Annotated in this window: 22 protein-coding genes and 4 tRNA genes; 15 read left to right on the top strand and 11 right to left on the bottom strand. The window is 55.5% G+C overall.

The window, feature by feature from the left end:
* Window positions 1-101 precede the first annotated feature (101 nt).
* Window positions 102-956 (bottom strand): bifunctional methylenetetrahydrofolate dehydrogenase/methenyltetrahydrofolate cyclohydrolase FolD, encoded by an 855-nt coding sequence (gene folD / locus V6P94_RS20755; RefSeq protein WP_235574359.1) that lies wholly within the window; start codon window positions 954-956, stop codon window positions 102-104.
* Window positions 957-1,236: 280 nt separating this feature from the next.
* On the opposite strand from folD, the gene V6P94_RS20750 reads away from it, so the two are divergent.
* From V6P94_RS20750 to V6P94_RS20705, 10 genes are all read left to right on the top strand, one after another.
* Window positions 1,237-1,313 (top strand) — tRNA-Arg (locus tag V6P94_RS20750).
* Between the two features lie 40 nt (window positions 1,314-1,353).
* Window positions 1,354-1,429, top strand: a tRNA-His gene (locus V6P94_RS20745).
* A 56-nt stretch (window positions 1,430-1,485) separates the two neighbouring features.
* Window positions 1,486-1,570: transfer RNA gene (locus V6P94_RS20740), tRNA-Leu, on the top strand.
* A gap of 87 nt (window positions 1,571-1,657) precedes the next feature.
* Window positions 1,658-1,733 (top strand) — tRNA-His (locus V6P94_RS20735).
* Window positions 1,734-2,091: 358 nt separating this feature from the next.
* The gene (tig, locus tag V6P94_RS20730) at window positions 2,092-3,402 is read left to right on the top strand and encodes a trigger factor (protein WP_133077955.1); all 1,311 of its coding nucleotides are present in this window, start codon (window positions 2,092-2,094) and stop codon (window positions 3,400-3,402) included.
* Between the two features lie 90 nt (window positions 3,403-3,492).
* Complete coding sequence (gene clpP / locus V6P94_RS20725) at window positions 3,493-4,134, top strand: ATP-dependent Clp endopeptidase proteolytic subunit ClpP (protein ID WP_016782312.1); 642 nt, start codon at window positions 3,493-3,495, stop codon at window positions 4,132-4,134.
* Window positions 4,135-4,240: 106 nt separating this feature from the next.
* Window positions 4,241-5,524, top strand: a complete 1,284-nt coding sequence (gene clpX / locus V6P94_RS20720; RefSeq protein ID WP_046809721.1) for an ATP-dependent Clp protease ATP-binding subunit ClpX — start codon at window positions 4,241-4,243, stop codon at window positions 5,522-5,524.
* Window positions 5,525-5,687: 163 nt separating this feature from the next.
* Window positions 5,688-8,084 carry an endopeptidase La gene (gene lon / locus V6P94_RS20715; RefSeq protein ID WP_133077954.1) on the top strand — a complete coding sequence of 799 codons (2,397 nt, stop codon included), beginning with the start codon at window positions 5,688-5,690 and terminating at the stop codon, window positions 8,082-8,084.
* A 148-nt stretch (window positions 8,085-8,232) separates the two neighbouring features.
* Complete coding sequence (locus V6P94_RS20710) at window positions 8,233-8,505, top strand: HU family DNA-binding protein (RefSeq protein ID WP_016782315.1); 273 nt, start codon at window positions 8,233-8,235, stop codon at window positions 8,503-8,505.
* 229 nt (window positions 8,506-8,734) lie between these two features.
* On the top strand, window positions 8,735-10,606 hold the full coding sequence (locus tag V6P94_RS20705) for a SurA N-terminal domain-containing protein (RefSeq protein WP_133077953.1): 1,872 nt from the start codon (window positions 8,735-8,737) through the stop codon (window positions 10,604-10,606).
* A gap of 223 nt (window positions 10,607-10,829) precedes the next feature.
* Here the strand turns inward: V6P94_RS20705 and fabI are convergent, their stop codons facing one another.
* The 8 genes from fabI to gloB form a co-directional block, all read right to left on the bottom strand.
* Complete coding sequence (gene fabI / locus V6P94_RS20700; protein ID WP_016782317.1) at window positions 10,830-11,624, bottom strand: enoyl-ACP reductase FabI; 795 nt, start codon at window positions 11,622-11,624, stop codon at window positions 10,830-10,832.
* A gap of 19 nt (window positions 11,625-11,643) precedes the next feature.
* Window positions 11,644-13,254, bottom strand: a complete 1,611-nt coding sequence (locus V6P94_RS20695; RefSeq protein ID WP_338648595.1) for an ABC transporter ATP-binding protein — start codon at window positions 13,252-13,254, stop codon at window positions 11,644-11,646.
* Window position 13,255: 1 nt separating this feature from the next.
* Window positions 13,256-14,275 carry an ABC transporter permease gene (locus V6P94_RS20690; RefSeq protein WP_338648593.1) on the bottom strand — a complete coding sequence of 340 codons (1,020 nt, stop codon included), beginning with the start codon at window positions 14,273-14,275 and terminating at the stop codon, window positions 13,256-13,258.
* 1 nt (window position 14,276) lies between these two features.
* On the bottom strand, window positions 14,277-15,350 hold the full coding sequence (locus tag V6P94_RS20685) for a microcin C ABC transporter permease YejB (protein WP_133077950.1): 1,074 nt from the start codon (window positions 15,348-15,350) through the stop codon (window positions 14,277-14,279).
* Entirely contained in the window at window positions 15,351-17,192 is a 1,842-nt protein-coding gene (locus V6P94_RS20680; RefSeq protein WP_133077949.1) for an extracellular solute-binding protein, read from the bottom strand. It abuts the gene before it with no gap.
* On the bottom strand, window positions 17,189-19,018 hold the full coding sequence (locus V6P94_RS20675) for an extracellular solute-binding protein (protein ID WP_338649462.1): 1,830 nt from the start codon (window positions 19,016-19,018) through the stop codon (window positions 17,189-17,191). Before V6P94_RS20675 ends, V6P94_RS20680 begins: the two co-directional genes overlap by 4 nt.
* Window positions 19,019-19,173: 155 nt before the next feature.
* Window positions 19,174-20,574: a transglycosylase SLT domain-containing protein gene (locus V6P94_RS20670; protein ID WP_338648590.1), complete on the bottom strand. Its 1,401-nt coding sequence runs from the start codon at window positions 20,572-20,574 to the stop codon at window positions 19,174-19,176.
* 99 nt (window positions 20,575-20,673) lie between these two features.
* Window positions 20,674-21,453, bottom strand: a complete 780-nt coding sequence (gene gloB / locus V6P94_RS20665) for a hydroxyacylglutathione hydrolase (protein WP_338648588.1) — start codon at window positions 21,451-21,453, stop codon at window positions 20,674-20,676.
* 73 nt (window positions 21,454-21,526) lie between these two features.
* Between gloB and V6P94_RS20660 the strand changes: the two genes are divergently transcribed.
* The 4 genes from V6P94_RS20660 (at window position 21,527) to V6P94_RS20645 (ending at window position 24,248) form a co-directional block, all read left to right on the top strand.
* Window positions 21,527-22,285: a class I SAM-dependent methyltransferase gene (locus tag V6P94_RS20660; protein WP_133077945.1), complete on the top strand. Its 759-nt coding sequence runs from the start codon at window positions 21,527-21,529 to the stop codon at window positions 22,283-22,285.
* Window positions 22,286-22,370: 85 nt separating this feature from the next.
* The gene (gene rnhA, locus V6P94_RS20655) at window positions 22,371-22,823 is read left to right on the top strand and encodes a ribonuclease HI (protein WP_133077944.1); all 453 of its coding nucleotides are present in this window, start codon (window positions 22,371-22,373) and stop codon (window positions 22,821-22,823) included.
* Window positions 22,816-23,574: a DNA polymerase III subunit epsilon gene (gene dnaQ / locus V6P94_RS20650; protein WP_133077943.1), complete on the top strand. Its 759-nt coding sequence runs from the start codon at window positions 22,816-22,818 to the stop codon at window positions 23,572-23,574. Before rnhA ends, dnaQ begins: the two co-directional genes overlap by 8 nt.
* 92 nt (window positions 23,575-23,666) lie before the next feature.
* Complete coding sequence (locus V6P94_RS20645; RefSeq protein ID WP_338648585.1) at window positions 23,667-24,248, top strand: GNAT family N-acetyltransferase; 582 nt, start codon at window positions 23,667-23,669, stop codon at window positions 24,246-24,248.
* A gap of 18 nt (window positions 24,249-24,266) precedes the next feature.
* Here the strand turns inward: V6P94_RS20645 and V6P94_RS20640 are convergent, their stop codons facing one another.
* Both V6P94_RS20640 and V6P94_RS20635 read right to left on the bottom strand, forming a co-directional pair.
* Window positions 24,267-25,178: a LysR substrate-binding domain-containing protein gene (locus V6P94_RS20640; RefSeq protein ID WP_338648583.1), complete on the bottom strand. Its 912-nt coding sequence runs from the start codon at window positions 25,176-25,178 to the stop codon at window positions 24,267-24,269.
* A 95-nt stretch (window positions 25,179-25,273) separates the two neighbouring features.
* Window positions 25,274-25,495, bottom strand: coding sequence for a hypothetical protein (locus V6P94_RS20635; RefSeq protein WP_133077940.1), 222 nt, complete (start codon window positions 25,493-25,495; stop codon window positions 25,274-25,276).
* 196 nt (window positions 25,496-25,691) lie between these two features.
* Between V6P94_RS20635 and V6P94_RS20630 the strand changes: the two genes are divergently transcribed.
* A complete protein-coding gene (locus V6P94_RS20630) occupies window positions 25,692-26,252 on the top strand; it encodes an NADPH-dependent FMN reductase (protein WP_133077939.1) in 561 nt (186 codons plus the stop codon).
* Window positions 26,253-26,265: the final 13 nt, after the last annotated feature.

Raw genomic sequence — 26,265 nt, 5'->3', positions numbered from 1 at the left:
ATAAAGGCCCGCCAAGTGCGGGCTTTTGTTTGTCCTGCTTTTGGCGGCGCCAATAACAACGGCACCCGAAGGTGCCGTTGTGTTTGTAGCAGCTTGAACGTTTAGCCGTGCAATGTTTCAGCTGCGTACAGGGTGTTTTCAAGCAGGCAGGCACGAGTCATCGGGCCTACGCCGCCTGGAACTGGAGTGATCCAGCCGGCGCGGGGCAGGGCGGTCTCGTACACCACGTCGCCGACCAGCTTGCCATCAGCCTGACGGTTGATGCCAACGTCGATCACGATAGCGCCTTCCTTGATCCACTCGCCTTTGACCAGGCCTGGCTTGCCAGCAGCCACGACCACCAGGTCGGCACGGCCAACATGGCCGGCCAGATCCTTGGTAAAGCGGTGGGTCACGGTCACGGTGCAGCCAGCCAGCAGCAGCTCCATGGCCATTGGCCGGCCAACGATGTTCGAGGCTCCGACAATCACTGCGTCCATTCCGTACAGATCCTGGCCGGTGCTTTCCAGCAGGGCCATGATGCCTTTCGGCGTGCATGGACGCAGCAGCGGGATGCGTTGGGCCAGGCGGCCGACGTTATAAGGGTGGAAACCGTCGACGTCTTTGTCCGGGCGAATGCGTTCCAGTAGTTTGGAGGCATCCAGGTGGGCAGGCAGAGGCAGTTGCAGCAGGATGCCGTCGATGTTCGCGTCGTCATTGAGACGGTCGATCAGGTCGGTCAAGTCCTGCTGGGTGGTGTCAGAAGGCAGATCATAGGCTTGGGAAAGAAAGCCTACCTCTTCGCAGTCTTTACGCTTGTGCGAAACATAAACCTGGGAAGCAGGATCGCTGCCGACCAGAATCACTGCCAGACCAGGGGTGCGCAGGCCTTGCTCGTGACGCTCGGCGACACGTTTGGCAATCTGCTGGCGCAGGCTGGCGGCAATCGCTTTACCGTCGATTAGTTGTGCAGTCATTACGCGTGATTAACCATCGTAAAGGGTGGAAAAAGGACGTGCATTCTCGCATGCCGTGGCGCGAGGGCAAAGGCGCCTGGTCTGTTTATTGCCCTAACTCCTTTATATTTCTAAACTTTTTTCAAAAAAGAGTTGACGACTTTAAGGCTCACCTATAACATTCGTCGCACTTGTCGGGCACAGCCTAGCACTGGTTAAGAAGGTAGAGCGAAGTTGTTGTCCAGCTTGGTGATACTGAAAGCACTTGGTTTGTAGTCGTCAAAGAATACAGGCTAACAAGGCGCCCGTAGCTCAGCTGGATAGAGCATCCGCCTTCTAAGCGGATGGTCGCAGGTTCGAGTCCTGCCGGGTGCGCCATTAGGCAGCTTTGGCACAAGTAAGCGGTACAGGCAATATGGTGGGCGTAGCTCAGTTGGTAGAGCACGGGATTGTGACTCCCGTTGTCGAGGGTTCGATCCCCTTCGTCCACCCCATATTTAGAAGGCCGCCAGATTAATAGTCTGGCGTCTTTGCTTCAAAAGTTTGAATTGCGGATGTGGTGGAATTGGTAGACACACTGGATTTAGGTTCCAGCGCCGCAAGGTGTGAGAGTTCGAGTCTCTCCGTCCGCACCAAATTTGAACAAAGCCGCTTGTAGCGGCTTTTTTCTTTTGTTTTAACTGTTTGTTGCATCAGGCAAGCAGGGTTTTAAGCGCACTATGGTGGGCGTAGCTCAGTTGGTAGAGCACGGGATTGTGACTCCCGTTGTCGAGGGTTCGATCCCCTTCGTCCACCCCATATTTAAAAAAACGCCAGATTAATAGTCTGGCGTTTTTTTGTATCTGCAGTTTGAAAAAACGGACATATGGGTGTCTCTCGGCGCCTCATTTGTCGCATGCTTAGCGTCCTTTACGATTTGTGTGACAATGCGCGCAGATTGGGTGGCTCCAAAGGCTACCTGTTATCGCCAAATAATCGGTACACGCTTCTATCTATATAGAAGGCGAGGCGAATGGCTGCTTTTACTTAAATTCTGTCGGCCGTTTCTCAGGGTGTTTGCGGTAGGGTGACTTCTTGAGTTTGACCCACTAGAATGCTTGCCCTTGATTATGGGGTCGGAAACGGCCGGCTAATGTCTGTGCAACGAGGAATATCCATGCAAGTTTCTGTTGAAAATACTTCCGCTCTTGAGCGTCGCATGACCATTGGCGTGCCATCAGAGCGTATTGAGGCTGAAGTCAACAAGCGTCTGCAACAGACTGCCCAAAAGGCCAAGATCCCGGGCTTCCGTCCAGGCAAGGTGCCAATGAGTGTGATCCGTCAGCGTTACGAAGCTGATGCGCGTCAAGAAGCTCTGGGCAATGTGATTCAGGCTTCCTTCTACGAAGCAGTGGTTGAGCAGAAGCTGAACCCGGCTGGCGCACCTTCGGTTGAGCCTAAAGTCTTCGAAAAAGGCAAGGATCTGGAATACGTTGCTACTTTCGAAGTGTTCCCTGAATTCGAAGTAACCGGTCTGGACACTATCGCTATCGAGCGCCTGAGCGCCGAAGTGGCTGATGCCGACCTGGACAAAATGCTGGACGTGCTGCGCAAGCAGAACACCCGTTTTGAAGTGACTGACCGTGCTGCCCAGAACGATGACCAGCTGAACATCGATTTCGTTGGCAAGGTTGATGGCGAAGTATTCGCTGGCGGTTCCGCTACTGGTACTCAGTTGGTTCTGGGTTCGGGCCGCATGATTCCTGGCTTCGAAGAAGGCCTGGTTGGCGCTAAAGCTGGCGAAGAGCGCGTTCTGAAGCTGACTTTCCCTGCTGACTACCAGAATCTGGACCTGGCCGGCAAAGAAGCTGAGTTCACCGTGACTGTGAACACTGTTTCCGAGCCTAAGCTGCCTGAGCTGAACGAAGAGTTCTTCGCTCAATTCGGTATCAAGGAAACGGGTCTGGAAGGTTTCCGTGCCGAAGTTCGCAAGAACATGGAGCGTGAACTGCGTCAGGCTATCAAGTCCAAGGTCAAGAATCAGGTAATGGACGGTCTGTTGGCTGCCAACCCGATCGAAGTGCCTAAATCCCTGCTGTCCAACGAAGTTGATCGTCTGCGTGTGCAGGCTGTTCAGCAGTTCGGCGGCAACATCAAGCCTGATCAACTGCCAGCTGAGCTGTTCGAAGAGCAAGCCAGCCGTCGCGTAGTTCTGGGTCTGATCGTAGCTGAAGTGGTCAAGCAGTTCGACCTCAAGCCTGACGAAGATCGCGTTCGCGAAATGATTCAGGAAATGGCTTCCGCATACCAGGAGCCAGAGCAGGTTGTAGCTTGGTACTACAAAAACGACGCTCAATTGAACGAGGTTCGTTCGGTTGTGCTGGAAGAGCAAGTTGTGGATACTGTTCTGCAGAAGGCTAAGGTGACCGATAAAGCGGTCTCTTACGAAGAAGCTGTCAAGCCGGTGGAAGCTCCACAAGCCGACTGATTTCTGACTCGTTAGAAAACACAACCATAAGCCAGCCTCGAGCTGGCTTATGCGTATCCAGACAAGACTATTTGGGAGTGACTGCCGGACATGTCCCGCAATTCTTATATTCAGCAGAACTCTGATATCCACGCCGCTGGCGGCCTGGTCCCGATGGTTGTCGAGCAGTCCGCCCGTGGCGAGCGCGCCTATGACATCTACTCGCGCCTGCTCAAGGAACGAATCATCTTCCTGGTCGGCCCTGTAGAAGATTACATGGCCAACCTGGTTGCGGCGCAGCTGCTTTTCCTTGAAGCCGAGAACCCGGACAAGGACATCCATCTTTACATCAACTCCCCAGGCGGCTCGGTGACTGCAGGCATGTCGATCTACGACACCATGCAATTCATCAAGCCTGACGTGTCGACTATCTGCATCGGTCAGGCGTGCAGCATGGGTGCCTTCCTGTTGGCCGGTGGCGCACCGGGCAAGCGTCACTGCCTGCCTAACTCGCGCATGATGATTCACCAGCCACTGGGCGGTTTCCAGGGGCAGGCGTCGGATATCGACATTCATGCCAAGGAAATCCTCAACATCCGTCATCGTTTGAACTCGCTGCTGGCTCACCACACGGGCCAGACTCTCGAAACCATCGAGCGTGACACTGAGCGTGACAACTTCATGAGCGCCGAGCGTGCAACCGAATACGGTTTGATCGACTCTGTGTTCAGCAAGCGTCAAATGCCCGCTTAAGCAGCTCAAATGTGGGTGGTTGGGTTAACCGACCACCTGCGGGCTTGAAAAAGCCCGCAGTTGCCTTCATCTTGTGTTGCAAGCCTATCGGATTTGGATCGATCGAATGACTGACACCCGCAACGGCGAGGACAACGGCAAATTGCTCTATTGCTCCTTCTGTGGCAAAAGCCAGCATGAAGTGCGCAAATTGATTGCCGGCCCCTCGGTCTTTATCTGCGACGAATGCGTTGACCTGTGCAATGACATCATCCGTGAGGAGGTGCAGGAAGCCCAGGCCGAGAGCAGCGCGCATAAATTACCTTCGCCAAAAGAAATCAGCGGCATCCTTGATCAATACGTCATTGGTCAGGAACGTGCCAAAAAGGTTTTGGCTGTAGCGGTGTACAACCACTACAAGCGCCTTAACCAGCGTGACAAAAAGAACGACGACGTTGAACTCGGCAAGAGCAATATTTTGCTGATCGGCCCAACCGGCTCGGGTAAGACCTTGCTGGCAGAAACCTTGGCTCGTCTGCTGAATGTGCCTTTCACTATTGCTGACGCGACCACGCTGACTGAAGCTGGTTACGTGGGTGAAGACGTTGAGAACATCATTCAGAAGCTGCTGCAGAAATGCGATTACGACGTAGAGAAAGCCCAGATGGGTATTGTCTACATCGATGAAATCGACAAGATTTCGCGCAAATCTGACAACCCTTCGATTACCCGTGATGTTTCCGGTGAAGGTGTGCAGCAGGCTTTGCTCAAGCTTATCGAGGGCACCGTGGCTTCCGTTCCACCCCAAGGTGGTCGCAAGCACCCACAGCAGGAGTTCTTGCAGGTTGATACCCGCAACATCCTGTTTATCTGTGGCGGTGCGTTCTCGGGCCTGGAGAAGGTTGTGCAGGCCCGCTCGACTCGCGGCGGCATCGGCTTCAGTGCTGAAGTGCGCAGCAAGGAAGAGGGCAAGAAGGTTGGCGAATCCCTGCGTGAAGTCGAACCTGATGATTTGGTCAAGTTTGGTCTGATCCCGGAGTTCGTGGGTCGTCTGCCTGTTCTGGCAACGCTTGATGAGCTGGACGAAACTGCTTTGATGCAGATTTTGACCGAGCCTAAAAATGCGTTGACCAAGCAGTACGCGAAGCTGTTCGAGATGGAAGGTGTTGATCTCGAGTTCCGTGCTGACGCATTGAAGGCCGTAGCCAAGCGTGCTCTGGAGCGTAAAACTGGCGCTCGTGGCCTGCGTTCGATTCTTGAAGGCGTGCTGCTCGACACAATGTACGAAATCCCCTCGCAATCCGAGGTGAGTAAAGTTGTGATCGACGAAAGCGTTATAGAAGGCAAGTCCAAGCCGTTGTTGATCTATGAAAACAACGAAGCGACTGCCAAGGTTGCACCTGACGCGTAAACGTAATGCCGGGCATTACACATTGCGTGTTAAAGAAGGGGCCTTCGGGCCCCTTTGTTTTTCCTGTCGTTCAACGCTTGTTTTTTTTCAAGACTGCCCCCATCTTGGCTTCAAGCTTACATCCATCTGATTACGGCCTTTTGGCCGCCGTAGAGGCGAAATCATGAAGACAACCATCGAATTGCCTCTCCTGCCGTTGCGTGATGTTGTTGTATATCCGCACATGGTGATCCCACTGTTCGTGGGACGCGAGAAGTCGATCGAGGCCCTTGAGGCTGCGATGACGGGCGACAAGCAGATTCTGCTGTTGGCTCAAAAGAATCCGGCTGACGACGATCCGGGCGAAGATGCGCTCTATCGCGTCGGCACCATTGCAACTGTCCTGCAACTGCTCAAGCTCCCGGACGGTACGGTCAAAGTGCTGGTCGAGGGTGAGCAGCGCGGTGCAGTTGAGCGTTTTGGCCAGGCAGATGGTTATCTGAGTGCCGAAGTCTCCTTGATTGACGAAGTGGCTGCCCCGGATCGTGAATCCGAGGTCTTCGTTCGCAGTCTGCTTTCGCAGTTCGAGCAATACGTGCAGCTGGGCAAAAAAGTCCCGGCCGAGGTTCTGTCTTCGCTTAACAGCATTGATGAGCCAAGCCGCCTGGTCGATACGATGGCCGCGCACATGGCGCTGAAAATCGAGCAGAAGCAGGAAATCCTCGAAATCATCGACTTGCAGGCCCGGGTTGAGCACGTTCTGGCACTGCTGGATGCCGAGATTGACCTGCTGCAAGTGGAAAAACGCATTCGTGGCCGTGTCAAAAAGCAAATGGAGCGCAGCCAACGCGAGTACTACCTGAATGAGCAGATGAAGGCCATTCAGAAGGAGCTGGGCGATGGTGACGAAGGTCACAACGAAATCGAAGAGCTGAAAAAACGCATCGACGCTGCGGGCTTGCCTAAAGACGCAATGGCCAAGGCCCAGGCAGAGCTGAACAAGCTCAAGCAAATGTCGCCAATGTCTGCAGAAGCCACTGTAGTGCGCTCCTACATCGACTGGCTGGTGCAGGTGCCGTGGAAGGCGCAGAGTAAGGTGCGTCTGGATCTCAAGCGCGCTGAAGACATTCTGGACGCAGACCACTACGGTCTAGATGAAGTCAAAGAGCGGATCCTCGAATATCTCGCCGTGCAAAAGCGCGTGAAGAAAATTCGTGGCCCAGTTCTGTGCCTGGTCGGTCCTCCAGGCGTTGGTAAAACCTCGCTCGCCGAGTCCATTGCCCACGCAACAAACCGTAAATTCGTACGTATGGCCTTGGGTGGCGTGCGAGATGAAGCAGAAATTCGTGGTCATCGTCGTACTTACATAGGCTCGATGCCAGGAAGATTGATTCAAAAGATGACCAAGGTTGGCGTGCGCAACCCGCTGTTCCTTCTCGATGAAATCGACAAGATGGGCAGTGACATGCGCGGCGATCCGGCTTCGGCATTGCTTGAAGTACTTGATCCCGAGCAGAACCACAATTTCAATGACCATTACCTCGAGGTCGACTACGACCTGTCCGATGTGATGTTCCTGTGCACCTCCAACTCGATGAACATCCCGCCAGCGTTGCTGGACAGGATGGAAGTCATTCGTCTGCCTGGCTACACCGAAGACGAAAAAATCAATATCGCTGTCAAATACCTGGCTCCAAAGCAAATCGAAGCCAATGGCTTGAAGAAGGGCGAGCTGGCATTTGACAACGAAGCAATCCGGGACATCATCCGTTACTACACCCGCGAAGCCGGTGTACGTGGCCTTGAGCGCCAGATTGCGAAGATTTGCCGCAAGGCGGTCAAAGAGCATGCGATGGAAAAACGCTTTGCTGTTACCGTCACCCCAGAGCTGCTTGAGCACTTTTTAGGTGTAAGAAAATTCAGCTACGGCTTGGCCGAGGTTCAGGATCAAATCGGTCAAGTGACCGGTCTGGCATGGACTCAAGTGGGTGGCGAATTGCTGACCATCGAAGCGGCCGTAGTGCCCGGAAAGGGCCAGTTGATCAAGACCGGTTCGCTGGGTGACGTGATGGTAGAGTCAATCACCGCTGCGTTGACGGTGGTCCGAAGCCGTGCCAAGAGCCTGGGTATCCCGTTGGATTTCCACGAGAAACGCGATATTCACATTCACATGCCGGAAGGCGCGACGCCTAAGGATGGCCCTAGTGCAGGTGTGGGGATGTGTACTGCTCTGGTCTCGGCATTGACCCTGATTCCGGTACGCGCCGATGTTGCCATGACCGGTGAAATTACCCTTCGTGGTCAGGTACTCGCGATTGGTGGTCTGAAGGAAAAATTACTTGCTGCACACCGTGGTGGCATCAAAACTGTAATTATCCCTGAAGAAAACGTTCGTGATTTGAAGGAAATTCCTGACAACATCAAACAGGATCTTCAGATCAAACCCGTTAAATGGATTGACGAGGTCCTGCAAATTGCGCTGCAATACGCCCCGGAGCCCTTGCCGGATGTGGCTCCCGAGATTGTTGCCAAGGATGAGAAGCGAGAGTCTGACTCTAAGGAAAGAATTAGCACGCATTAATACGGATTCGCCTGATGGGCTTTCTTGACGCTTTTTAGAGCCCTTGTTATAAAGCGGCTCTATAAGTGTCCGTAAGTGCTTCAGCAGTCGTTTTGCTTTTACCAAAAAACTTTAGAAACATACTCAGATAGATATAAGGGGACTTAGAGTGAACAAGTCGGAACTGATTGATGCTATCGCTGCATCTGCTGATATCCCGAAAGCTGCAGCTGGCCGTGCGCTGGACGCAGTAATCGAATCCGTCACTGGCGCTCTTAAGGCTGGCGACTCTGTGGTACTGGTTGGTTTTGGTACTTTCTCTGTAACCGATCGTCCTGCTCGTATTGGTCGTAACCCACAGACCGGTAAAACGCTGGAAATTCCTGCTGCTAAAAAACCAGGCTTCAAAGCCGGTAAAGCACTGAAAGAAGCGGTTAACTAAGTTTCTGTAACACTTTTTACCCAACCGGGTCAGGCGCACGCCAGGCTTGGCAGCGGAGCGGTAGTGCAGTCGGTGGCTACATCGTCGTGTCACGCCGGGGGTCGCGGGTTCGAGCCCGGTCCGCTCCGCCAGTTACGAGAAGGCGCATCCTCGGATGCGCCTTTCTTCTATCCGGACTCTACCCACGCTCCACGGTTGCTCATTATGCAAGACCGTTTCTGGGGGAAGCATGCTGCAAAATATCAGGGACAATTCACAAGGCTGGATTGCCAAGACCATCATCGGTGTCATCGTCGCGTTAATGGCGTTGACCGGTTTCGATGCCATTTTTCAAGCCACCTCTACCAGCCAGGATGCCGCCAAGGTTAACGGTGAAGAAGTCACTCAAGTTGAGCTGAGCCAGGCCGTCGACATGCAACGTCGTCAGTTGCTGCAGCAGCTGGGCAAGGATTTTGACTCTTCGTTGCTGGATGAAAAAATGCTGCGTGAAGCGGCCCTCAAAGGGTTGATTGATCGCAAGCTGTTGCTGCAAGGCGCTAAAGACGCGAAGTTTTCGTTCTCTGAGGCCGCTCTGGATCAAGTCATTCTGCAAACCCCTGAATTTCAGGAAGATGGCAAATTCAGCCCTGAGCGTTTCGATCAGGTGATTCGTCAACTGGGTTACGGCCGCCTTCAGTTCCGCGACATGCTGGGCCAGGAAATGTTGATTGGTCAGTTGCGTGCCGGTTTGGCAGGCAGTGGATTTGTGACCGATGAACAGGTCAATGCTTTTGCCCGTCTCGAAAAGCAGACCCGCGATTTCGCTTCTGTGAACATCAAGGCCGACCCGGCTGCGGTGAAGCTGAGCGATGACGAAGTCAAGGCTTACTACGACGAGCACGCCAAGGAGTTCATGACTCCTGATCAGGTCGTGATCGACTATATCGAGTTGAAGAAATCTTCTTTCTTTGACCAGGTGGCCGTGAAAGACGATGAACTGCAAGCCTTGTATCAAAAGGAAATCGCTAACCTGGCTGAACAACGCCGGGCTGCGCATATCTTGATTGAAGTCAACGACAAGGTCAGCGACGAGCAGGCCAAAGCCAAGATCGCCGAGATTCAGCAGCGTCTGGCCAAAGGTGAAAGCTTCGAGGCTCTGGCCAAAGAGTTTTCCCAGGATCCGGGCTCGGCTGCCAATGGTGGTGACTTGGGCTTTGCAGGGCAGGGTGTCTACGATCCTGTGTTCGAAACTGCAGTCTATGCGTTGAAGCAGGACCAGGTTTCGGAGCCGGTGCGGACCACCTACGGTTACCACCTGATCAAGTTGCTGGGCGTCGAAGCACCTGAAGTGCCGAGCTTTGCCAGCCTGAAAGACAAGCTGACCCATGACCTGAAAACCCAGCAGGTCGAACGCCGCTTTGTGGATGCAACCAAGCAATTGGAAGACTCTGCATTTGAAGCGTCCGATCTGGTTCAGCCTGCTCAAGAGCTGAAACTGACCGTGCATACCTCTGCGCCATTTGGTCGTGAGGGTGGTGAAGGTATCGCAGCCAACCGCGCTGTGATTCAAGCCGCATTCAGCACCGAAGTGATGGATGAAGGTGCTAACAGCACAGCTATCGAGCTCGATCCTGAGACCGTAGTCGTGTTGCGCGTCAAGGAGCACCGCAAGCCAGAGCAGTTGCCGCTGGAAGCTGTTGCCTCGAGCATCCGGGCACAACTGGTCAAAGAGCACGCAAGTGCAGCGGCCAAAACCCGCGCTGAAGAAATCATCAAGGAACTGCGCGATGGCAAACTGCCGTTGAATCAGCCAATTGATGGTCAGTCGTGGAAGGTCCAGGAAGCAGTTGCCCGTGGTCAGGAAGGTATTGATCCGGCCGTGCTGCAAGCTGTGTTCCGCATGCCCAAGCCTGTATCCAAGGACAAGCCGACATTTGGCAGTGTGACCTTGGCTGATGGCAGTGTCGTTGTATTGCGCCTGAATGGCGTCAACGACGCGGTAGCGCCGACGGAAGAAGAGAAGGCCTCGTACCGTCGCTTCCTCGCTTCACGTGTTGGCCAGCAGGACTTTGCTGCCTACCGCAAGCAGTTGGAAAACGAAGCCAAGGTTGAGCGCTACTAAGGGTTCTCCCGCTTCACTGAAAATGGCCGCTCATTGAGCGGCCATTTTTTTGCCTGTTTTCAGTGGGAGAGCGGGTTGCTCGCGATCAGGCGGCGCGATGTATCAGGCAGACTGTGTTGATGCTATCGCGAGCAAGCCCGCTCCCAAAGGCAATCGCAGTGCAAAAAAACGCCCGGTGCATTCAATGCACCGGGCGTTTTGATTGGCGGCTACAGCTAAGGGTTTACTCTTCGAGGCTGCCCATAGCGGTGGTGTTGAAGCCGCCGTCTACGTACATGATTTCACCGCTGATGCCCGACGCCAGGTCGGAGCACAGGAAGGCGCCGGCATTGCCGACCTCGTCGATGGTGACGTTACGACGCAGAGGAGTCTGCGCTTCGTTGGCCGCCAGCATTTTGCGGAAGTTCTTGATGCCCGACGCTGCCAGGGTGCGGATCGGGCCTGCCGATACGCAGTTAACGCGAGTGCCCTCAGGGCCCAGGCTGCCTGCCAGGTAACGTACGCCCGCTTCCAGGCTGGCCTTGGCCATGCCCATCACGTTGTAGTTAGGCATGGTGCGTTCTGCACCCAGGTAAGACAGGGTCAGCAGGCTGCCGTTGCGGCCTTTCATCATCGGACGACCGGCTTTGGCCAGGGCCACGAAGCTGTAGGCGCTGATGTCGTGAGCGATGCGGAAGCCTTCACGGGTGGTAGCGTCAGTGAAGTCGCCATCCAGCTGGTCGCCAGGAGCAAAACCTACGGAGTGAACGATGCAGTCCAGACCGTCCCACTTCTTGCTAAGGTCTTCGAAGACCTTGGCGATTTCTTCATCGCTGGCAACGTCGCAAGGGAAGCACAGTTCAGGGTTTGAACCCCAACCAGCTGCGAATTCTTCAACACGACCTTTCAGCTTTTCGTTCTGATAAGTGAAAGCCAGTTCGGCGCCTTCACGATGCATGGCGGCAGCAATGCCAGAAGCGATGGACAATTTGCTAGCGACACCAACGATCAGTACGCGCTTACCGGTGAGAAAACCCATGTGTTGTTCCTCTATCAGGTTAATCGACAGCCACTGGTGCCAAAAAGGCGGCTTCCAGCAGCTGTTGTGTATATGGATGTTGCGGTGAGGCAAAGATACTTTGCGCATCACCCTGTTCGACCACTTGGCCATGCTTGACCACCATCAACTGGTGGCTCAGCGCTTTGACGACAGCCAGGTCATGGCTGATAAACAAATACGTCAGGTTGTGCCTGGTTTGAAGTGATCGCAGCAGCTCCACGACCTGGCGTTGTACTGTCCGATCCAGCGCTGAGGTTGGTTCGTCCAGTAAAATCAACTCCGGCTTCAAAACCAGGGCGCGGGCAATGGCGATTCGTTGCCGTTGTCCGCCTGAAAACTCGTGAGGGTAACGGTGCCGGGTTTCCGGATCCAGACCTACTTCTCGCAAGGCTTCAATAATTGCAATTTCCTGCTTTGCATAGGTGCCCATGCGGTGAATGCGCAACCCTTCGCCGACAATCTCGCTGACGCTCATGCGCGGGCTGAGACTGCCAAACGGATCCTGGAACACCACCTGCATTTCCCGTCGCAGCGGCCGGACTTCTTTCTGCGACAAACAGTCTAGCCGTTTGCCCTCAAAACGGATCGAACCCTTGCTGGCAATCAATCGCAAAATCGCCAGACCCAGGGTCGACTTGCCCGATCCACTTTCACCCACAATGCCCAGGGTCTGGCCCTGTGGCAGGCTGAAGTTGATTCCGTCCACTGCTTTGACGTGATCGACGGTCTTGCGCAACAGCCCTTTTTTGATCGGGAACCAGACTTTCAGGTCCTCGACTTGCAGCAATGGCGGGCCCGCAACCGTGTTGGCCGGGCCTCCACTGGGTTCTGCACTGAGCAGTTCCCGGGTGTAAGGATGTTGCGGCGAACGGAACAGCTGCTCGCACGATGCTTGTTCGACGATTAAACCGCGCTGCATGACACATACTCGGTGCGCAATTCGTCGAACAAGGTTCAAATCGTGACTGATCAGTAACAGCGACATGCCCAGGCGGGCTTGCAGATCCTTGAGCAAATCGAGAATTTTAAGCTGTACCGTGACGTCCAGCGCCGTGGTGGGTTCATCGGCAATCAACAGCTCTGGCTCATTGGCCAGGGCCATTGCAATCATTACACGCTGTCTCTGGCCGCCTGAGAGCTCGTGTGGGAGGGCCTTCAGGCGCTTGTGAGGCTCAGGGATGCCAACCAGATCCAGGAGCTCCAATGTGCGCTGTGTGGCCGCCTTGCCGGTAAGCCCTTTGTGAATGCCCAGCACCTCATTGATTTGTTTTTCAATACTGTGCAGCGGGTTCAGTGAGGTCATGGGCTCCTGAAAAATCATCGCAATGCGATTGCCACGAATATGGCGCAGCTTTTTCTCGTCCAGGCTCAGCAAGTCCTGCCCGCCATAGGCAATGCTGCCGCTTGGGTGACGGGCGAGCGGGTAGGGCAATAACCTGAGGATCGAATGCGCGGTCACTGACTTCCCGGACCCGCTCTCGCCGACCAGGGCCAGGGTTTCCCCGCGCTTGATATCAAAGTTGATGCCTTGCACTACACGCTGCGGTGTTTCACCGGCGATGAACTCGACGGAGAGATCGCGCACTTCGATCAGATTGTCTTGTGTCATCTCATTTCCTCGGGTCGAAGGCATCGCGAGCGGACTCGCCGATAAACACCAGCAGGCTGAGCATAATGGCCAGCACCGCGAATGCACTGATGCCCAGCCAGGGTGCTTGCAGGTTGGATTTGCCCTGAGCGACCAGTTCGCCGAGTGACGGAGCGCCTGGCGGCAGGCCGAAACCCAAAAAGTCCAGCGCGGTGAGGGTGCCAATGGCGCCGGTCAGGATAAACGGCATGAACGTCATGGTGGAGACCATGGCGTTGGGCAGAATGTGGCGGTACATGATGGCCATGTCCTGCATGCCGAGTGCGCGTGCGGCGCGCACATATTCCAGATTCCGCCCACGGAGGAATTCGGCGCGTACTACGTCGACCAGGCTCATCCAGGAGAACAGGAGCATGATTCCCAGCAACCACCAGAAGTTGGGCTGCACAAAGCTTGCGAGAATGATCAGCAGGTACAGCACGGGCAAGCCTGACCATATTTCCAGAAAGCGCTGACCGGCAAGGTCAACCCAGCCGCCATAAAAGCCCTGAAGTGCTCCGGCGATCACGCCAATGATTGAGCTCAAGACGGTCAGGGTCAGAGCGAACAGCACTGAAATCCGAAAGCCGTAAATCACTCGGGCCAGTACATCGCGCCCCTGGTCATCGGTGCCTAGCCAGTTTTCCGCTGAAGGCGGCGCTGGAGCGGGCACTTTCAGGTCGTAGTTAATGCTCTGATAGCTGTACGGGATGAGCGGCCACAGCACCCAGGCGTCTTTCTTGGCCAGCAGTTCACGGATATACGGGCTTTTGTAATTGGCCTCGAGGGGGAACTCACCGCCAAAGTCAGTCTCCGGGTAGCGCTTGAGCGCCGGGAAATACAGTTCCCCGTCGTAATGGATAACCAGTGGTTTGTCATTGGCGATCAATTCGGCGTTCAGGCTGAGCCCGAACAGCACCAGAAAAACCCACAGTGACCACCAGCCACGTTTATTGGCTTTGAAGCGCGCAAAGCGGCGTCGATTCAGAGGCGATAATTTCATCTCAATGCTCCCTGCTTTCAAAGTCGATACGCGGATCAACCAGGGTGTATGAGAGGTCACCGATCAGCTTCACCACCAGCCCGACCAGCGTGAAAATAAACAGGGTGCCGAAGACCACGGGGTAATCGCGATTGATGGCCGCCTCGAAGCTCATCAGGCCCAGGCCATCCAGGGAGAAAATCACTTCAACCAGCAAGGCGCCGGTAAAGAAAATCCCGATAAACGCCGACGGGAAACCTGCGATCACCAGCAGCATGGCATTGCGGAACACATGACCATAGAGCACTCGATGGTTCGTCAGACCCTTGGCTTTGGCGGTGACCACGTACTGCTTGTTGATCTCATCGAGAAAGCTGTTTTTGGTCAGTAAGGTCATGGTGGCAAAGTTGCCAATCACCAGTGCGGTGACCGGCAACGCCAGGTGCCAGAAGTAATCGAGGATCTTGGCGCCCACGCTCAGCTCATCGAAGTTGTTGGAGGTCAGGCCGCGTAACGGGAACCAGTCAAAGTAGCTGCCCCCGGCAAACAGCACGATCAGCAGGATGGCAAACAGAAAGGCGGGAATCGCATAGCCCACAATGATCAATGAACTGGTCCAGACGTCGAAATGACTTCCATGTCGCGTAGCCTTGGCGATCCCCAACGGAATCGACACCAGATACATGATCAGGGTGCTCCATAACCCCAGCGAGATTGAAACAGGCATCTTCTCCTTGATCAGGTCAATGACCTTGGCGTCTCGGAAAAAGCTCTCGCCGAAGTCCAGTTGTGCGTAGTTCTTGATCATGATCCACAAGCGTTCCGGCGCCGACTTGTCGAAGCCGTACATCTTTTCGATTTCCTTGATCAGCTCCGGGTCCAGCCCCTGGGCGCCACGATAGTTGGAGCCGGCCACCGACACCTCCGAGCCACCTCCCGCAATACGGCTGGTGGCGCCATCAAAACCTTCCAGCTTGGCGATCATCTGTTCAACCGGGCCGCCGGGCGCGGCCTGGATGATGACGAAGTTAATCAGCAGGATTCCGAATAGCGTCGGAATAATCAGCAGCAGTCGCCTGAATATATAAGCCAGCATTTAAGGCTCCAGGCTCGCGCTTGTAGGTTTAGTCGCAGTTGCAGGTTTGGTGTCAGGTTTTGCCCACCAGGTTGCCGTGCCAATGTCATATTTTGGCGTCACTTCGGGGTGGCCGATATGACTTGAGTACGCAACGCGCCAGGTTTTGATGTGCCAGTTCGGGATGACGTAGTAGCCCCATTGCAAGACACGATCCAGGGCCCGGGCATGGTTGATCAGGCTCTGGCGGGACTCGGCATTGATCAGGCCCTCGGTCAGTTGATCGATGGCCGGGTCTTTGAGGCCTATGAAGTTACGGCTGCCGGGCTTATCGATACTGAGCGATTCCCAGTATTCGCGCTGTTCGCTACCAGGTGAGCTGGACTGGGGAAAGCTGCCCACAATCATGTCGTAATCCCGCGAACGCAGACGGTTCAGGTACTGGGAGGTATCAACCCGGCGGATCTGCAAGTCGATACCCAGGTCGCTGAGGTTGCGCTTGAAAGGCAGGAGAATGCGCTCGAATTCGGTCTGTGCCAGCAGAAATTCGATTGTGACCGGCTTGCCCTGTGCATCGACCATCTTGTCGTCGACGATTCGCCAGCCTGCTTCTTGCAGCAGCTGATACGCGCGGCGTTGCTGCTCGCGAATCATGCCGCTGGCGTCAGTGACATTGGGCTTGAAAACTTCAGTGAACACCTGGTCAGGAACCTTGCCGCGCAAAGGCTCCAGAATGGCCAGTTCTTCTTCGGTGGGCGGTGCTTTGGCGGCCATTTCCGAGTTTTCGAAATAACTGCCGGTGCGTGCATAAGCGCCGCTGAACAGTTGCTTGTTGGCCCACTCGAAGTCAAACAGCAGGCTTATGGCTTCGCGCACCCGAACATCCTGGAACATGGGCTTACGCAGGTTGAAGATAAAACCCTGCATGCCTGTCGGGTTGTGATTGCGGATTTCTTCTTTTTTCAAGCGGCCCTGGGTGAACGCGGGAGCGTTGTAGGCACCGGCCCAGTTCTTGGCGCTGATTTCCAGCCAGTAATCAAATTGCCCGGCCTTGAGCGCTTCGAACGCTACGCTGTTGTCACGAAAGTAATCGACGGTAATGGTGTCGAAGTTGTACAGGCCCTTGTTGATCGGCAGGTCCTTGCCCCAGTAGTCCTTGTTGCGTTCGTAGCGGATTGAGCGCCCGGGCTTGATTTCGGTGATGGTGTAAGGCCCGCTCCCGGGAGGTACTTCCAGATTGCCCTTGCCGAATTCTCGTGTTTCCCACCAATGCTTGGGCAGAACCGGGAGTTGGCCAAGAATGAGTGGCAGCTCGCGATTTTTGTTGTGCTTGAAGGTGAATTTCACCTGCAGCGGGTTTTCCGCGATGGCCTGGTCGACATCGCTGTAATAGCCCTTGTACAGCGGTGAGCCGTTTTTCATCAGGGTATCGAAGCTGAACACAACGTCTTCGGCACGAATCGGATGACCATCACTGAATTTTGCCTGGGGTCGCAGGTAAAAGCGCACCCAGCTGTTGTCGGGGGCTTTTTCGATTTTCTCAGCGATCAGGCCGTAGGAAGTGAAGGGTTCATCCAGGGTCTGCCGGGCCAGGGTATCGAAGGTCAGATCTATATCGTCGGCCGGAACGCCTTTATTGATAAAAGGGTTGAGGCTGTCAAAGCTGCCAAGCGAGGATTTGCGAAACGTCCCGCCCTTGGGCGCGTCCGGGTTGACGTAATCGACATGCTTGAAATTGGCCGGGTATTTCGGCGGCTCGTCATAGAGGGTCAACGCGTGTTGAGGGGCTGCCAGCGCCACGCAGGCAAAGCCGGTCAACAGTAAGCCAGCGATGGGGTTGAGCAACGTACGCAAAGGCATCATTGTTTTTTCTCCGTAGGCTTAAGCCACCACGCGCTAAGGCCCAGGGTGTAGGGCGGCGTAGTCACAAAGGCGAACCGGTTGCGGTACGCCAGGCGGTGATAGTTCAGATACCAGTTAGGAATGATGTAGTGCTGCCACAGCAGTACGCGGTCAAGCGCTCGCCCGGCCGACAATTGCTCGTCACGGTTTTGGGCGGCCAGCAAGCGTTCGAGCAATTGATCCACTATCGGGCTGGCAACGCCTGCATAGTTTTTGCTGCCCTTGACGTTGACCTGACTGGAGTGGAAGTACTGCCACTGCTCAAGGCCTGGGCTAAGGGTCTGGTCGAGGGTCATCAGGATCATGTCGAAGTCGAACTGATCCAGCCGTTGTTTGTATTGCGCGCGATCTACCGTGCGCAGTCGGGCGTCGATGCCGATGCTGGCGAGGTTTTCCACATAGGGTTGCAGGATGCGCTCAAGGTTGGGGTTGACCAGCAATATCTCGAAGCGCAGCGACTTGCCTTCGCTGTTGAGCAGGCGTTGCCCGGACAGCTTCCAGCCGCTTTCGGCCAGTAAACCCAGCGCCTGGCGCATGGTTTCACGGGGGATGCCGCGGCCGTCGGTTTGAGGCAGGGCAAAGGCCTGGCTGAACAGTTCGGGCGGCAGTTGATTACGCCAGGGCGAAAGCATCAGCCATTCATGCCCTTGGGGAATGCCACTGGCCGAAAACTCGCTGTTGGGATAAAAACTCGACGCGCGCTTGTAGGCACCGTTGAACAGCGTTCGATTGGTCCATTCAAAGTCGAACATCAACCCCAGGGCTTCACGAACTTTGTCCTGCTCAAAGCTGGCGCGGCGGCTGTTCATGAACAGCCCCTGGGTTTGAGTCGGAATCTGGTGAGTGATTTCAGCCTTGACTACATCTCCCCGGCGGACCGCGGGGAAGTTATAGCCATTGGCCCAGTTCTTGGCCTGGTGTTCGATATAGATGTCGAATTCACGGGCTTTGAAGGCTTCGAAAGCGACGTCGCTGTCGCGGTAGAACTCCACTTCAACCCGGTCGAAATTGTATTTGCCGCGATTGACCGGCAAGTTGGCCCCCCACCAGTTTTTCACATGCTCGAAGACCAGTTGCCGACCGGGGGTAACTGTGGTGATGCGATAGGGTCCGCTGCCCAGAGGTGGTTCAAAGGTCGTGGCTTTGAAATCGCGCTTTGCCCAGTAGTGTTGGGGCAGGACTGGCAACTCGCCCAGACGCAAAATCAGCAAGGGGTTGTTCGCGCGCTTGAACACAAAGCGAATGCGTTTGGGCCCCAGGATGTCGACCCGCTGGACTTCCTGGAGATTGGTCCGGTACTGCGGATGGCCCTCTTTGAGCAACAGGTTGTAAGAGAACGCAACGTCGTAGGCAGTGATCGGCTTTCCATCGTGAAAACGGGCTTCTGGTCGTAGGTTAAATACGACCCAGCTGCGGTCTTCGTTGTATTCCACTGATTGTGCGATCAAGCCATAACTGGATGTTGGCTCATCGCCGGATGGCGCGTACTGGCCAGTGCCGGCCATCAGGGTTTCGTTGAGCTCGTTGACCCCGTATTGCAAAAAATTAGGCGTCGATACCGGGCTGGTGCCTTTGAAGGTATAGGGGTTGAGGGTGTCAAAGGTGCCGAAGGCCATGACCTTCAAGGTCCCGCCTTTAGGCGCGTCAGGGTTTACCCAATCGAAGTGGGTGAACGTGGCCGGGTACTTGAGTGTGCCGAACTGCGCATAACCGTGGCTTTCGCTCAGGGATGCGCTTGCGGGGGAGCTCAAGGCCAGGCTCATAAATAGCGTGAGGAGGGGACGCATCAAGTCAGAGATCCGATCCAGGCATTGGGCTTAGGTTTCCGTACAGTAACAGCTTGTATCTGTAGGAAAAAGGCCACTCTGGAAAGCACTGCGGGCAAGTCGTGCCCTACTTTTGTGTAGGAAACAACTTGCCCGCAACAGGGTCAGCCTTGTGCTTAACGCGGTTTGGATACTGTCAGCATCTGCCCGGGTTTGAGGGCTTTAGCGCTGTTTGGATTCCAGCGCTTGAGATGTTGCATTTCAACGTTGAAACGCTTGGCAACCATGTACAGCGAATCGCCTTTCTGGACCTTGTATTGTGTAGGTTTTCTGCCAGAAGGTTTGCGTGAGTCCTGCATGACCAGGATCTGGCCGGCCTTGAGGTTGTTGCCGCTCAGTTTGTTCCAGTGCTGCAAGTCTTTGACATCAACCTTGTTGGCCTTGGCGATCAACGTCAGGTTGTCGCCACTTTTAACCCGGTACTTGCGGCTCAGCTGTGCGGGCTTGGTGCTCGCAATGGTGTCAAATACAGGCTTTTTAGGACGCAGGCTAACGAGTTCTTCAGGCTTGAGGTTGGAAAGGCTGGCGGTCAGCAATTGCGCTTTGGAGGTGGGTACAAGCAGGTGTTGCGGTCCGTCGGTGGTGGCACGCTGCTTATAAGCCGGGTTCAGCTGGAACATCTCGTCTTCGTCGATCTCGGCCAGGGCTGCCACGCGGGACAAATCCATGGACTGTTTGATTTCGACCATTTCGAAGTAGGGTTCGTTGGCGATCGGGTTCAGGTTGATGCCGTAGGCTTCAGGGGCCAGCACCACCTGGGACAGGGCCAGCAGTTTAGGGACGTAGTCTTTGGTTTCCTGCGGCAGTGGCAGGTTCCAGTAGTCGGTCGGCAAACCGAGCTTTTCATTGCGTTCAATGGCCCGGCTTACGGTGCCTTCGCCGGCGTTATAAGCCGCCAGCGCCAGCAGCCAGTCACCGTTGAACATGTCGTGCAGGCGGTTCAGGTAGTTCAGGGCTGCCAGGGTCGAAGCGGTGATGTCACGGCGGCCATCGTAGGCACGGGTTTGACGCAAATTGAAATAGCGGCCTGTCGAAGGAATAAATTGCCAGAGGCCGACCGCATTGGCGTGTGAATACGCCATTGGGTTGTAGGCGCTTTCGATGGCTGGCAACAGAGCCAGTTCCAGCGGCATGTTGCGCTCTTCAAGGCGTTCCACGATGTAGTGGATATAAAGGCTGCCGCGCTCACCCGCGTTTTCTAGGAATGACGGGTTGCTGGCGAACCACAAGCGCTGTTGTTCAATGCGGGGGTTAACGTTCTGGCCGTCCTGCAACTTGAAGCCCTGGCGCATCCGCTCCCAGACATCTTGCGGGGCAACGGGGCTAGGCTTTTCGCTGAGCCAGAGCGGCTCTTGAGGGATGCGTTTGGCGATTTTAAGGCTGGCCCGTTCGGTGGTTTGCGCCGAATGATCCATGGATTGGCAGCCCGCGAGAGTGGCGGACACAGCCACCGCGATGGCTTTAACCAAGCGCGTCAATGCGTCTGAATTGATGGAGTAACCTTTAAATGACGACATTGGCTGAGGGATAGTTTCAGGAAAAAATGTCGGGGGATTCTAGAAAGCAGGGGGGGTGCGGTCAACTGTTCAGAATTTTTGTGCCAACCGCAGCCCGTTTTAGAACGTGTCTTTCCAGCTGCGCAGACTGGCAAAGACAGCACTGGGCGAGTCGTTGTCGAGGGAGTTCCACTCGTCAGCTTTTTCTTTAACAGATGTTTCATTAACCCTTAAAAAGGGATTTGTGAGTAATTCGAGGCCTATGGATGATGGCAAGCTGATGCGACCTTCGGCACGCCATTGCGTGACTTGTTCGACTCGCGCGGCAATATCCGCATTGGCGGGTTCGACCGCTTGGGCGAAGCGTAAATTGCTCAGGGTGTATTCGTGGGTGCAATACACGGCGGTGTGAGCAGGCAGCGCAGCCAGGCGGCTCAAGGAGTGGTGCATTTGTTCGGGAGTGCCTTCAAACAGTCGGCCACATCCGGCGGCGAACAGGGTGTCGCCGCAAAACAGCACGGGTCCGGCCGGGTCGCCGTGATAGTAGGCGATGTGCCCGAGCGTGTGGCCGGGTACCAGCGATACCAGGAACTCAAGGCCCAGCACGTCGATACGGTCGCCGTCGTTGAGTGCCACTTGTCGGGCCGGGATGGTCTCAAGTGCCGGGCCCCAGACCTTGGCGCCAGTATGATCATGCAATTGCGCAACACCCCCCACATGATCGAAGTGGTGATGGGTGACCAGAATGTCGCTCAGTACCCAGTCCGGGTGCCGGACCAGCCAGTCCATAACAGGCGCGGCATCACCCGGATCGACCACGGCGCAGCGCTTTTGTATGGTGTCCTGTAACAGCCAGATGTAGTTGTCGTTGAAGGCGGGCAGGGCGTCGATCTGTAACATGGTGCAATTCCCAAGTGCGAAACAATGGCGCATCTTAGGACTTGTGATAGGTAGATGGCGAGTTGGAGGAGCGATGATCGATAAAGCATTGGCTCAGGCAGACCCTGAGTGGCTGGCGCTGATCAGTTCTGCGCGCGAATGGCTGTCCGGGCCCCTTGGGCAGTTGTTGCTCGAAGATGAGCAACGTGTGCTTGAGGACGAGCTGGGGCGCTTTTTCGGCGGCTATCTGGTGCATTACGGCCCTGGCGCCGAATCCCCGCCCCAGGCTGCGCAAGTGCGCCGCAGTGTGCGTCTTGGAGCGCCTCTGCCGGGGGTTGAAATCATTTGTGAAGAGCAGGCCTGGCCGTTGTGTGAGCATGCAGCGGATGTGGTGGTGTTGCAGCACGGCCTGGATTTTTGCCTCTCGCCCCATGGTTTGTTACGCGAAGCAGCCAGCAGCGTGCGACCCGGCGGACATTTGTTGATTGTCGGAATCAACCCCTGGAGCAGTTGGGGGTTACGCCATGTGTTCGCCAAGGATGCCCTGCGCAAGGCGCGTTGCATTTCACCTTCACGCGTCGCCGACTGGCTGAATCTACTGGGCTTTGCGCTGGAGAAACGCCGCTTCGGATGCTATCGTCCGCCGCTTGCATCCAAAGCGTGGCAGAGCCGTTTTTCAGGCTGGGAGCGCAAGGCTGGCAGCTGGCAATTGGCCGGTGGCGGCTTCTATGTACTGGTCGCACGCAAAATGGTGGTGGGCTTGCGCCCGGTCAATCCTTTGCGTCGGGAACCGATGGGCAAGCTGATTCCCCTGCAGATGGCCAAGGTTAATCGGCCCCACACCGAATCTTAATTTATGTTGGGCCGGGTTAGCCCGGCTCAGGTACTGACCATTGCTGATGGTCAGGCCATAAGCAGCCTTTTCTGGATAGTTTGTAATGATCGATAGCGTTGAAATGTTCACCGATGGTGCCTGCAAGGGTAATCCTGGCCCGGGTGGCTGGGGTGCCTTGCTGGTCTGCCAGGGCGTTGAAAAAGAGCTCTGGGGCGGCGAAGCCAATACCACCAATAACCGCATGGAACTGATGGCCGCCATTCGTGGGCTTGAAGAGCTCAAGCGTCCGTGTGAAGTGTTGCTGGTGACCGACTCCCAGTACGTGATGAAAGGCATCACCGAATGGATGGTCAACTGGAAAAAACGCGGATGGAAAACGGCTTCCAAGGAACCGGTGAAGAACGCCGATCTGTGGAAGTTGCTCGATGAGCAGGTCAACCGTCATACCGTGAAGTGGCAATGGGTACGCGGACACATTGGTCATCCTGGCAACGAGCGCGCTGACCAGTTGGCCAACCGTGGGGTAGATCAGGTGCGGGGAATCAAGCATGCGTAGTGTTGTACTGGATACCGAAACCACCGGTATGCCGGTCACCGACGGCCACCGCGTGATCGAGATCGGTTGCGTCGAGTTGATGGGACGTCGCTTGACCGGCAGGCATTTTCACGTGTACCTGCAGCCCGACCGCGAAAGTGACGAGGGCGCCATTGGCGTCCACGGCATTACCAATGAGTTTCTGGTGGGCAAGCCCCGTTTTGCTGAAGTGGCCGATGAGTTTTTTGAATTCATCAAGGGCGCTCAGTTGATCATTCATAACGCCGCGTTTGACGTGGGCTTTTTGAATAACGAGTTTGCCCTGATCGGGCAGACGGATCGGGCCGATCTCACTCGCCACTGCACAATCCTCGATACCCTGGCGATGGCGCGGGCCCGTCACCCGGGGCAGCGCAACAGCCTTGATGCCTTGTGCAAACGCTATGGCGTCGATAACTCGGGTCGTGAATTACACGGCGCGTTGCTCGACTCCGAGATCCTGGCAGACGTTTATCTGACCATGACCGGTGGTCAAACCAGCCTGTCACTGGCGGGCAATGCTTCTGACGGCAATGGTTCGGGCGAAGGCTCGGGCAATCAGGCCAGTGAAATTCGCCGCTTGTCGGCAGACCGTCATCCGGGTCGGATTATTCGTGCAAGTGAAAGCGACTTGGCCGAGCATGCGGCTCGTCTTGAAGCCATTGCCAAATCGGCTGGCGCCCCTTCGTTGTGGACCCAACTCCTCGACGCCAAGGGACAGACGCTGCAATAGCCTTCGCCGACCTTGTAGTCGCTGGCGCAGGCGGGCGATGGGGTGCGCAGCAGCCCATTGTCAGCATCGACGACAAGAAAGAAGGATTTTTCATGCACCTGGTTATGAACCCCAAAGACCCTCAAGTCTCAGTACGTTTGGCTGATGAAGGCTTTGCGCCGTATGTGTGGTGCAACGATTTCAGCTTTGAGGTTCGCGCCTACGCCCGTGCCGACCGCAATAAAAAAGTCGAGCACTGGCCACTGGACCTGATCACGCCTTATCGCAAGTGCTACGGCATCGACCCTGATGAATTTGCCAGCTATCGCGGGGGCAAGGACAGCGACATTTTCATGGCCTATCTGGACAATCAGCCGGTCGGGCATGTGGTGGTGAGCACCAACTGGAATGGCTTCGCCCACGTGGATGAGCTGGCCGTGATTGCCGGCGCCCGCCGCCATGGCGTGGCCAAATCATTGCTGGATGTGGTCAAGTTCTGGAGCCGCAAAAAAAATCTGCCGGGGATCATGCTGGAGACCCAAAACAACAACCTCGGCGCTTGCCGGTTGTATGAGCGTTGCGGGTATCAGGTGGGAGGCATCGATTATCTGCGTTATCGCGGTATTGATCCGCACACCAGCGAAGTGGCGATTTTCTGGTATCTGATTTTTGAGAGCCGCGACTCACTACCCTGAACGCCAAGCGGGCGGGTGTTAAAGCACCACCAACCCCTGATCAGCCAGTAATGCCTCGGCTTTATGGCGCACGATATCGAGCAATGCCTTGAGCGCAGGTCCGGGTTGCGCGTCTTTGCGTGTCAGCCCATAGAGTGTCACCGGGATAGCCGGTGACACGGGGCACACATCCAGACCGCTGGTCTTGGCGCCTACGGCCGTGAACGGGTCGACCAAAGCCAATCCTTCCCCGGCTTCCACCAGGCTGCGCATCATCTGGTAACTCTGAACCTGAATCTGCACCACAGGCATCGGGCGCAAGGCTTGCAGTTTGCCGTCGAGCAGGCGGCTCAAAGGGTCGTGCTGCTGCAGGCCAATCATTGCCTGGCCGGCCAATTCTTGCAGCGCGATGTATTTGTGCTTGGGGGACAACCAGCCGTGAGGGGCCAAAAACTGTACTTTGCCTTGAACCAGAGGCTGGCAGTCGATCCCGGGTTGTTCCGATGACTGCAGGCTCAGGCCAAGATCGCACTCGTCCATCAACAGGCGGCGCACAATTTCGGCGCAAGGCTGGCTGCTCAAGGTGGTTGGCGTATCGGGGAAGCGGCGCCTGAGGGCACCTATGCAGTAAGGCAGAAGGGTGTGTGCCAGGGTTTCGCTGCAGGCCACACGCAAGGCTGGCTCCTGATGCTGGCGCAAGTCGTTGCCAAGCTGGCGCAGCGGCTCAAGTGCCTGGTACAGCTGGTTGATGTGGGGCTGGAGCACAAGGGTGTCGCGGGTGGCTTGAAGCCGCCCGCGAACACTGGCAAACAGCATGAAGCCCAATTGCTGCTCGGCCTCTTGCAGCGTGGCGCTGAGGGTGGCCGCGGGCAATTGCAGCAACTCGGCAGCATGGCCGAGGTTGCCGGTTTGCAAGATCGCTTGTATCACTTCGATGTGGCGTAAACGCATGCGTGAAGTCCATGTCCGGCAGATGAGGTTTCAGCGTGACGAAGCCTGACCCAAGTCTCATCCTTTGACTTCAGCGATATGCCGTGGGCTGCAGGTCAGGCTGCGACAACCGGAGAAGGATCTCGAACCAGTACGACGCCCGACTGTACGAGCTCGAAGGTGTTGTCATCGTTCTTTTTGACGCGATCGCCAATGGCCAGCTTGTACGTTTTTACCGGTTGCTCGCCTGTCGCTTGTGTATCTTCAAATTCATGCACGGAATAGACGCGTCCTTCCGCATCCCTTGCATGAAATTGCCCAACGAGAACTGCCGCCATTTGTAGAGAACCTCTGGAGATAAACACCCAATTTGCGGTTCTGTAGACCGTTGATCAGTAGGGGAAGTTTAGCAATGTGAAAAAAATAGTCCTGCTACTTTACAGGCTTGCAGGCAGATAGGGTGAACTGGGGTGCAAGAAAGGCGTCCGATCATCTATAACTACTCTTCCTATAGCCACAGACTCGGGGTTTTCTATGAGCAAGGTCTACAACGTTGCGGTGTTGGTCGGCAGTCTGAGGAAAGACTCCCTCAATCGAAAAGTCGCCCTTGCTCTGGCAGAACTGTCTCCGGCAAATTTGAAACTGAATATTGTCGAAATCGGCGAACTGGCCCTCTATAACGAAGACATTGATGTCACGCCGCCTCCTGCGCCTTACAGCACGTTTCGCGATCAGATACGCCCTGCCGATGCCGTGCTGTTTGTGACCCCTGAATACAATCGCTCGGTGCCCGGCGTGTTGAAAAACGCGATAGATGTCGGTTCGCGTCCCTATGGCCAAAGTGTGTTCAGCGGCAAACCGGGTGCGGTGATCAGTGTTTCGCCGGGGGCCATTGGTGGCTTTGGGGCAAACCAGCATTTGCGCCAGTCGCTGGTTTTCCTCAATGTTCCGTGCATGCAACAGCCTGAGGCGTACCTGGGTGGTGCGGGGGATGCATTTGATGCGTCTGGCAAGCTGTCAGAAAAAACCCGACCGTTTTTGCAAAAATTCATCGACGACTTTGCCAAATGGGTCGAGCAGCAACACAAGCTCTGAGTCTTTCTCATCA

The sequence above is a fragment of the Pseudomonas sp. ML2-2023-3 genome, from assembly GCF_037055275.1.
Classification (GTDB): Bacteria; Pseudomonadota; Gammaproteobacteria; order Pseudomonadales; family Pseudomonadaceae; genus Aquipseudomonas.
This window is presented reverse-complemented; position numbering and strand designations above follow the sequence as displayed.

What these genes read in the sequence shown, in the direction of transcription:
- lon (WP_133077954.1), top strand. Translation starts at nt 5,688, where the DNA reads ATGAAGACAACCATCGAATTGCCTCTCCTGCCGTTGCGTGATGTTGTT.
- V6P94_RS20635 (WP_133077940.1), bottom strand. Translation starts at nt 25,495, where the DNA reads ATGGCGGCAGTTCTCGTTGGGCAATTTCATGCAAGGGATGCGGAAGGA.
- dnaQ (WP_133077943.1), top strand. Translation starts at nt 22,816, where the DNA reads ATGCGTAGTGTTGTACTGGATACCGAAACCACCGGTATGCCGGTCACC.
- V6P94_RS20695 (WP_338648595.1), bottom strand. Translation starts at nt 13,254, where the DNA reads ATGACACAAGACAATCTGATCGAAGTGCGCGATCTCTCCGTCGAGTTC.
- clpP (WP_016782312.1), top strand. Translation starts at nt 3,493, where the DNA reads ATGTCCCGCAATTCTTATATTCAGCAGAACTCTGATATCCACGCCGCT.
- V6P94_RS20630 (WP_133077939.1), top strand. Translation starts at nt 25,692, where the DNA reads ATGAGCAAGGTCTACAACGTTGCGGTGTTGGTCGGCAGTCTGAGGAAA.
- rnhA (WP_133077944.1), top strand. Translation starts at nt 22,371, where the DNA reads ATGATCGATAGCGTTGAAATGTTCACCGATGGTGCCTGCAAGGGTAAT.
- folD (WP_235574359.1), bottom strand. Translation starts at nt 956, where the DNA reads ATGACTGCACAACTAATCGACGGTAAAGCGATTGCCGCCAGCCTGCGC.
- V6P94_RS20640 (WP_338648583.1), bottom strand. Translation starts at nt 25,178, where the DNA reads ATGCGTTTACGCCACATCGAAGTGATACAAGCGATCTTGCAAACCGGC.
- clpX (WP_046809721.1), top strand. Translation starts at nt 4,241, where the DNA reads ATGACTGACACCCGCAACGGCGAGGACAACGGCAAATTGCTCTATTGC.
- V6P94_RS20660 (WP_133077945.1), top strand. Translation starts at nt 21,527, where the DNA reads ATGATCGATAAAGCATTGGCTCAGGCAGACCCTGAGTGGCTGGCGCTG.
- V6P94_RS20645 (WP_338648585.1), top strand. Translation starts at nt 23,667, where the DNA reads ATGCACCTGGTTATGAACCCCAAAGACCCTCAAGTCTCAGTACGTTTG.
- tig (WP_133077955.1), top strand. Translation starts at nt 2,092, where the DNA reads ATGCAAGTTTCTGTTGAAAATACTTCCGCTCTTGAGCGTCGCATGACC.
- fabI (WP_016782317.1), bottom strand. Translation starts at nt 11,624, where the DNA reads ATGGGTTTTCTCACCGGTAAGCGCGTACTGATCGTTGGTGTCGCTAGC.
- gloB (WP_338648588.1), bottom strand. Translation starts at nt 21,453, where the DNA reads ATGTTACAGATCGACGCCCTGCCCGCCTTCAACGACAACTACATCTGG.
- V6P94_RS20705 (WP_133077953.1), top strand. Translation starts at nt 8,735, where the DNA reads ATGCTGCAAAATATCAGGGACAATTCACAAGGCTGGATTGCCAAGACC.
- V6P94_RS20680 (WP_133077949.1), bottom strand. Translation starts at nt 17,192, where the DNA reads ATGATGCCTTTGCGTACGTTGCTCAACCCCATCGCTGGCTTACTGTTG.
- V6P94_RS20670 (WP_338648590.1), bottom strand. Translation starts at nt 20,574, where the DNA reads ATGTCGTCATTTAAAGGTTACTCCATCAATTCAGACGCATTGACGCGC.
- V6P94_RS20685 (WP_133077950.1), bottom strand. Translation starts at nt 15,350, where the DNA reads ATGCTGGCTTATATATTCAGGCGACTGCTGCTGATTATTCCGACGCTA.
- V6P94_RS20690 (WP_338648593.1), bottom strand. Translation starts at nt 14,275, where the DNA reads ATGAAATTATCGCCTCTGAATCGACGCCGCTTTGCGCGCTTCAAAGCC.
- V6P94_RS20675 (WP_338649462.1), bottom strand. Translation starts at nt 19,018, where the DNA reads ATGCGTCCCCTCCTCACGCTATTTATGAGCCTGGCCTTGAGCTCCCCC.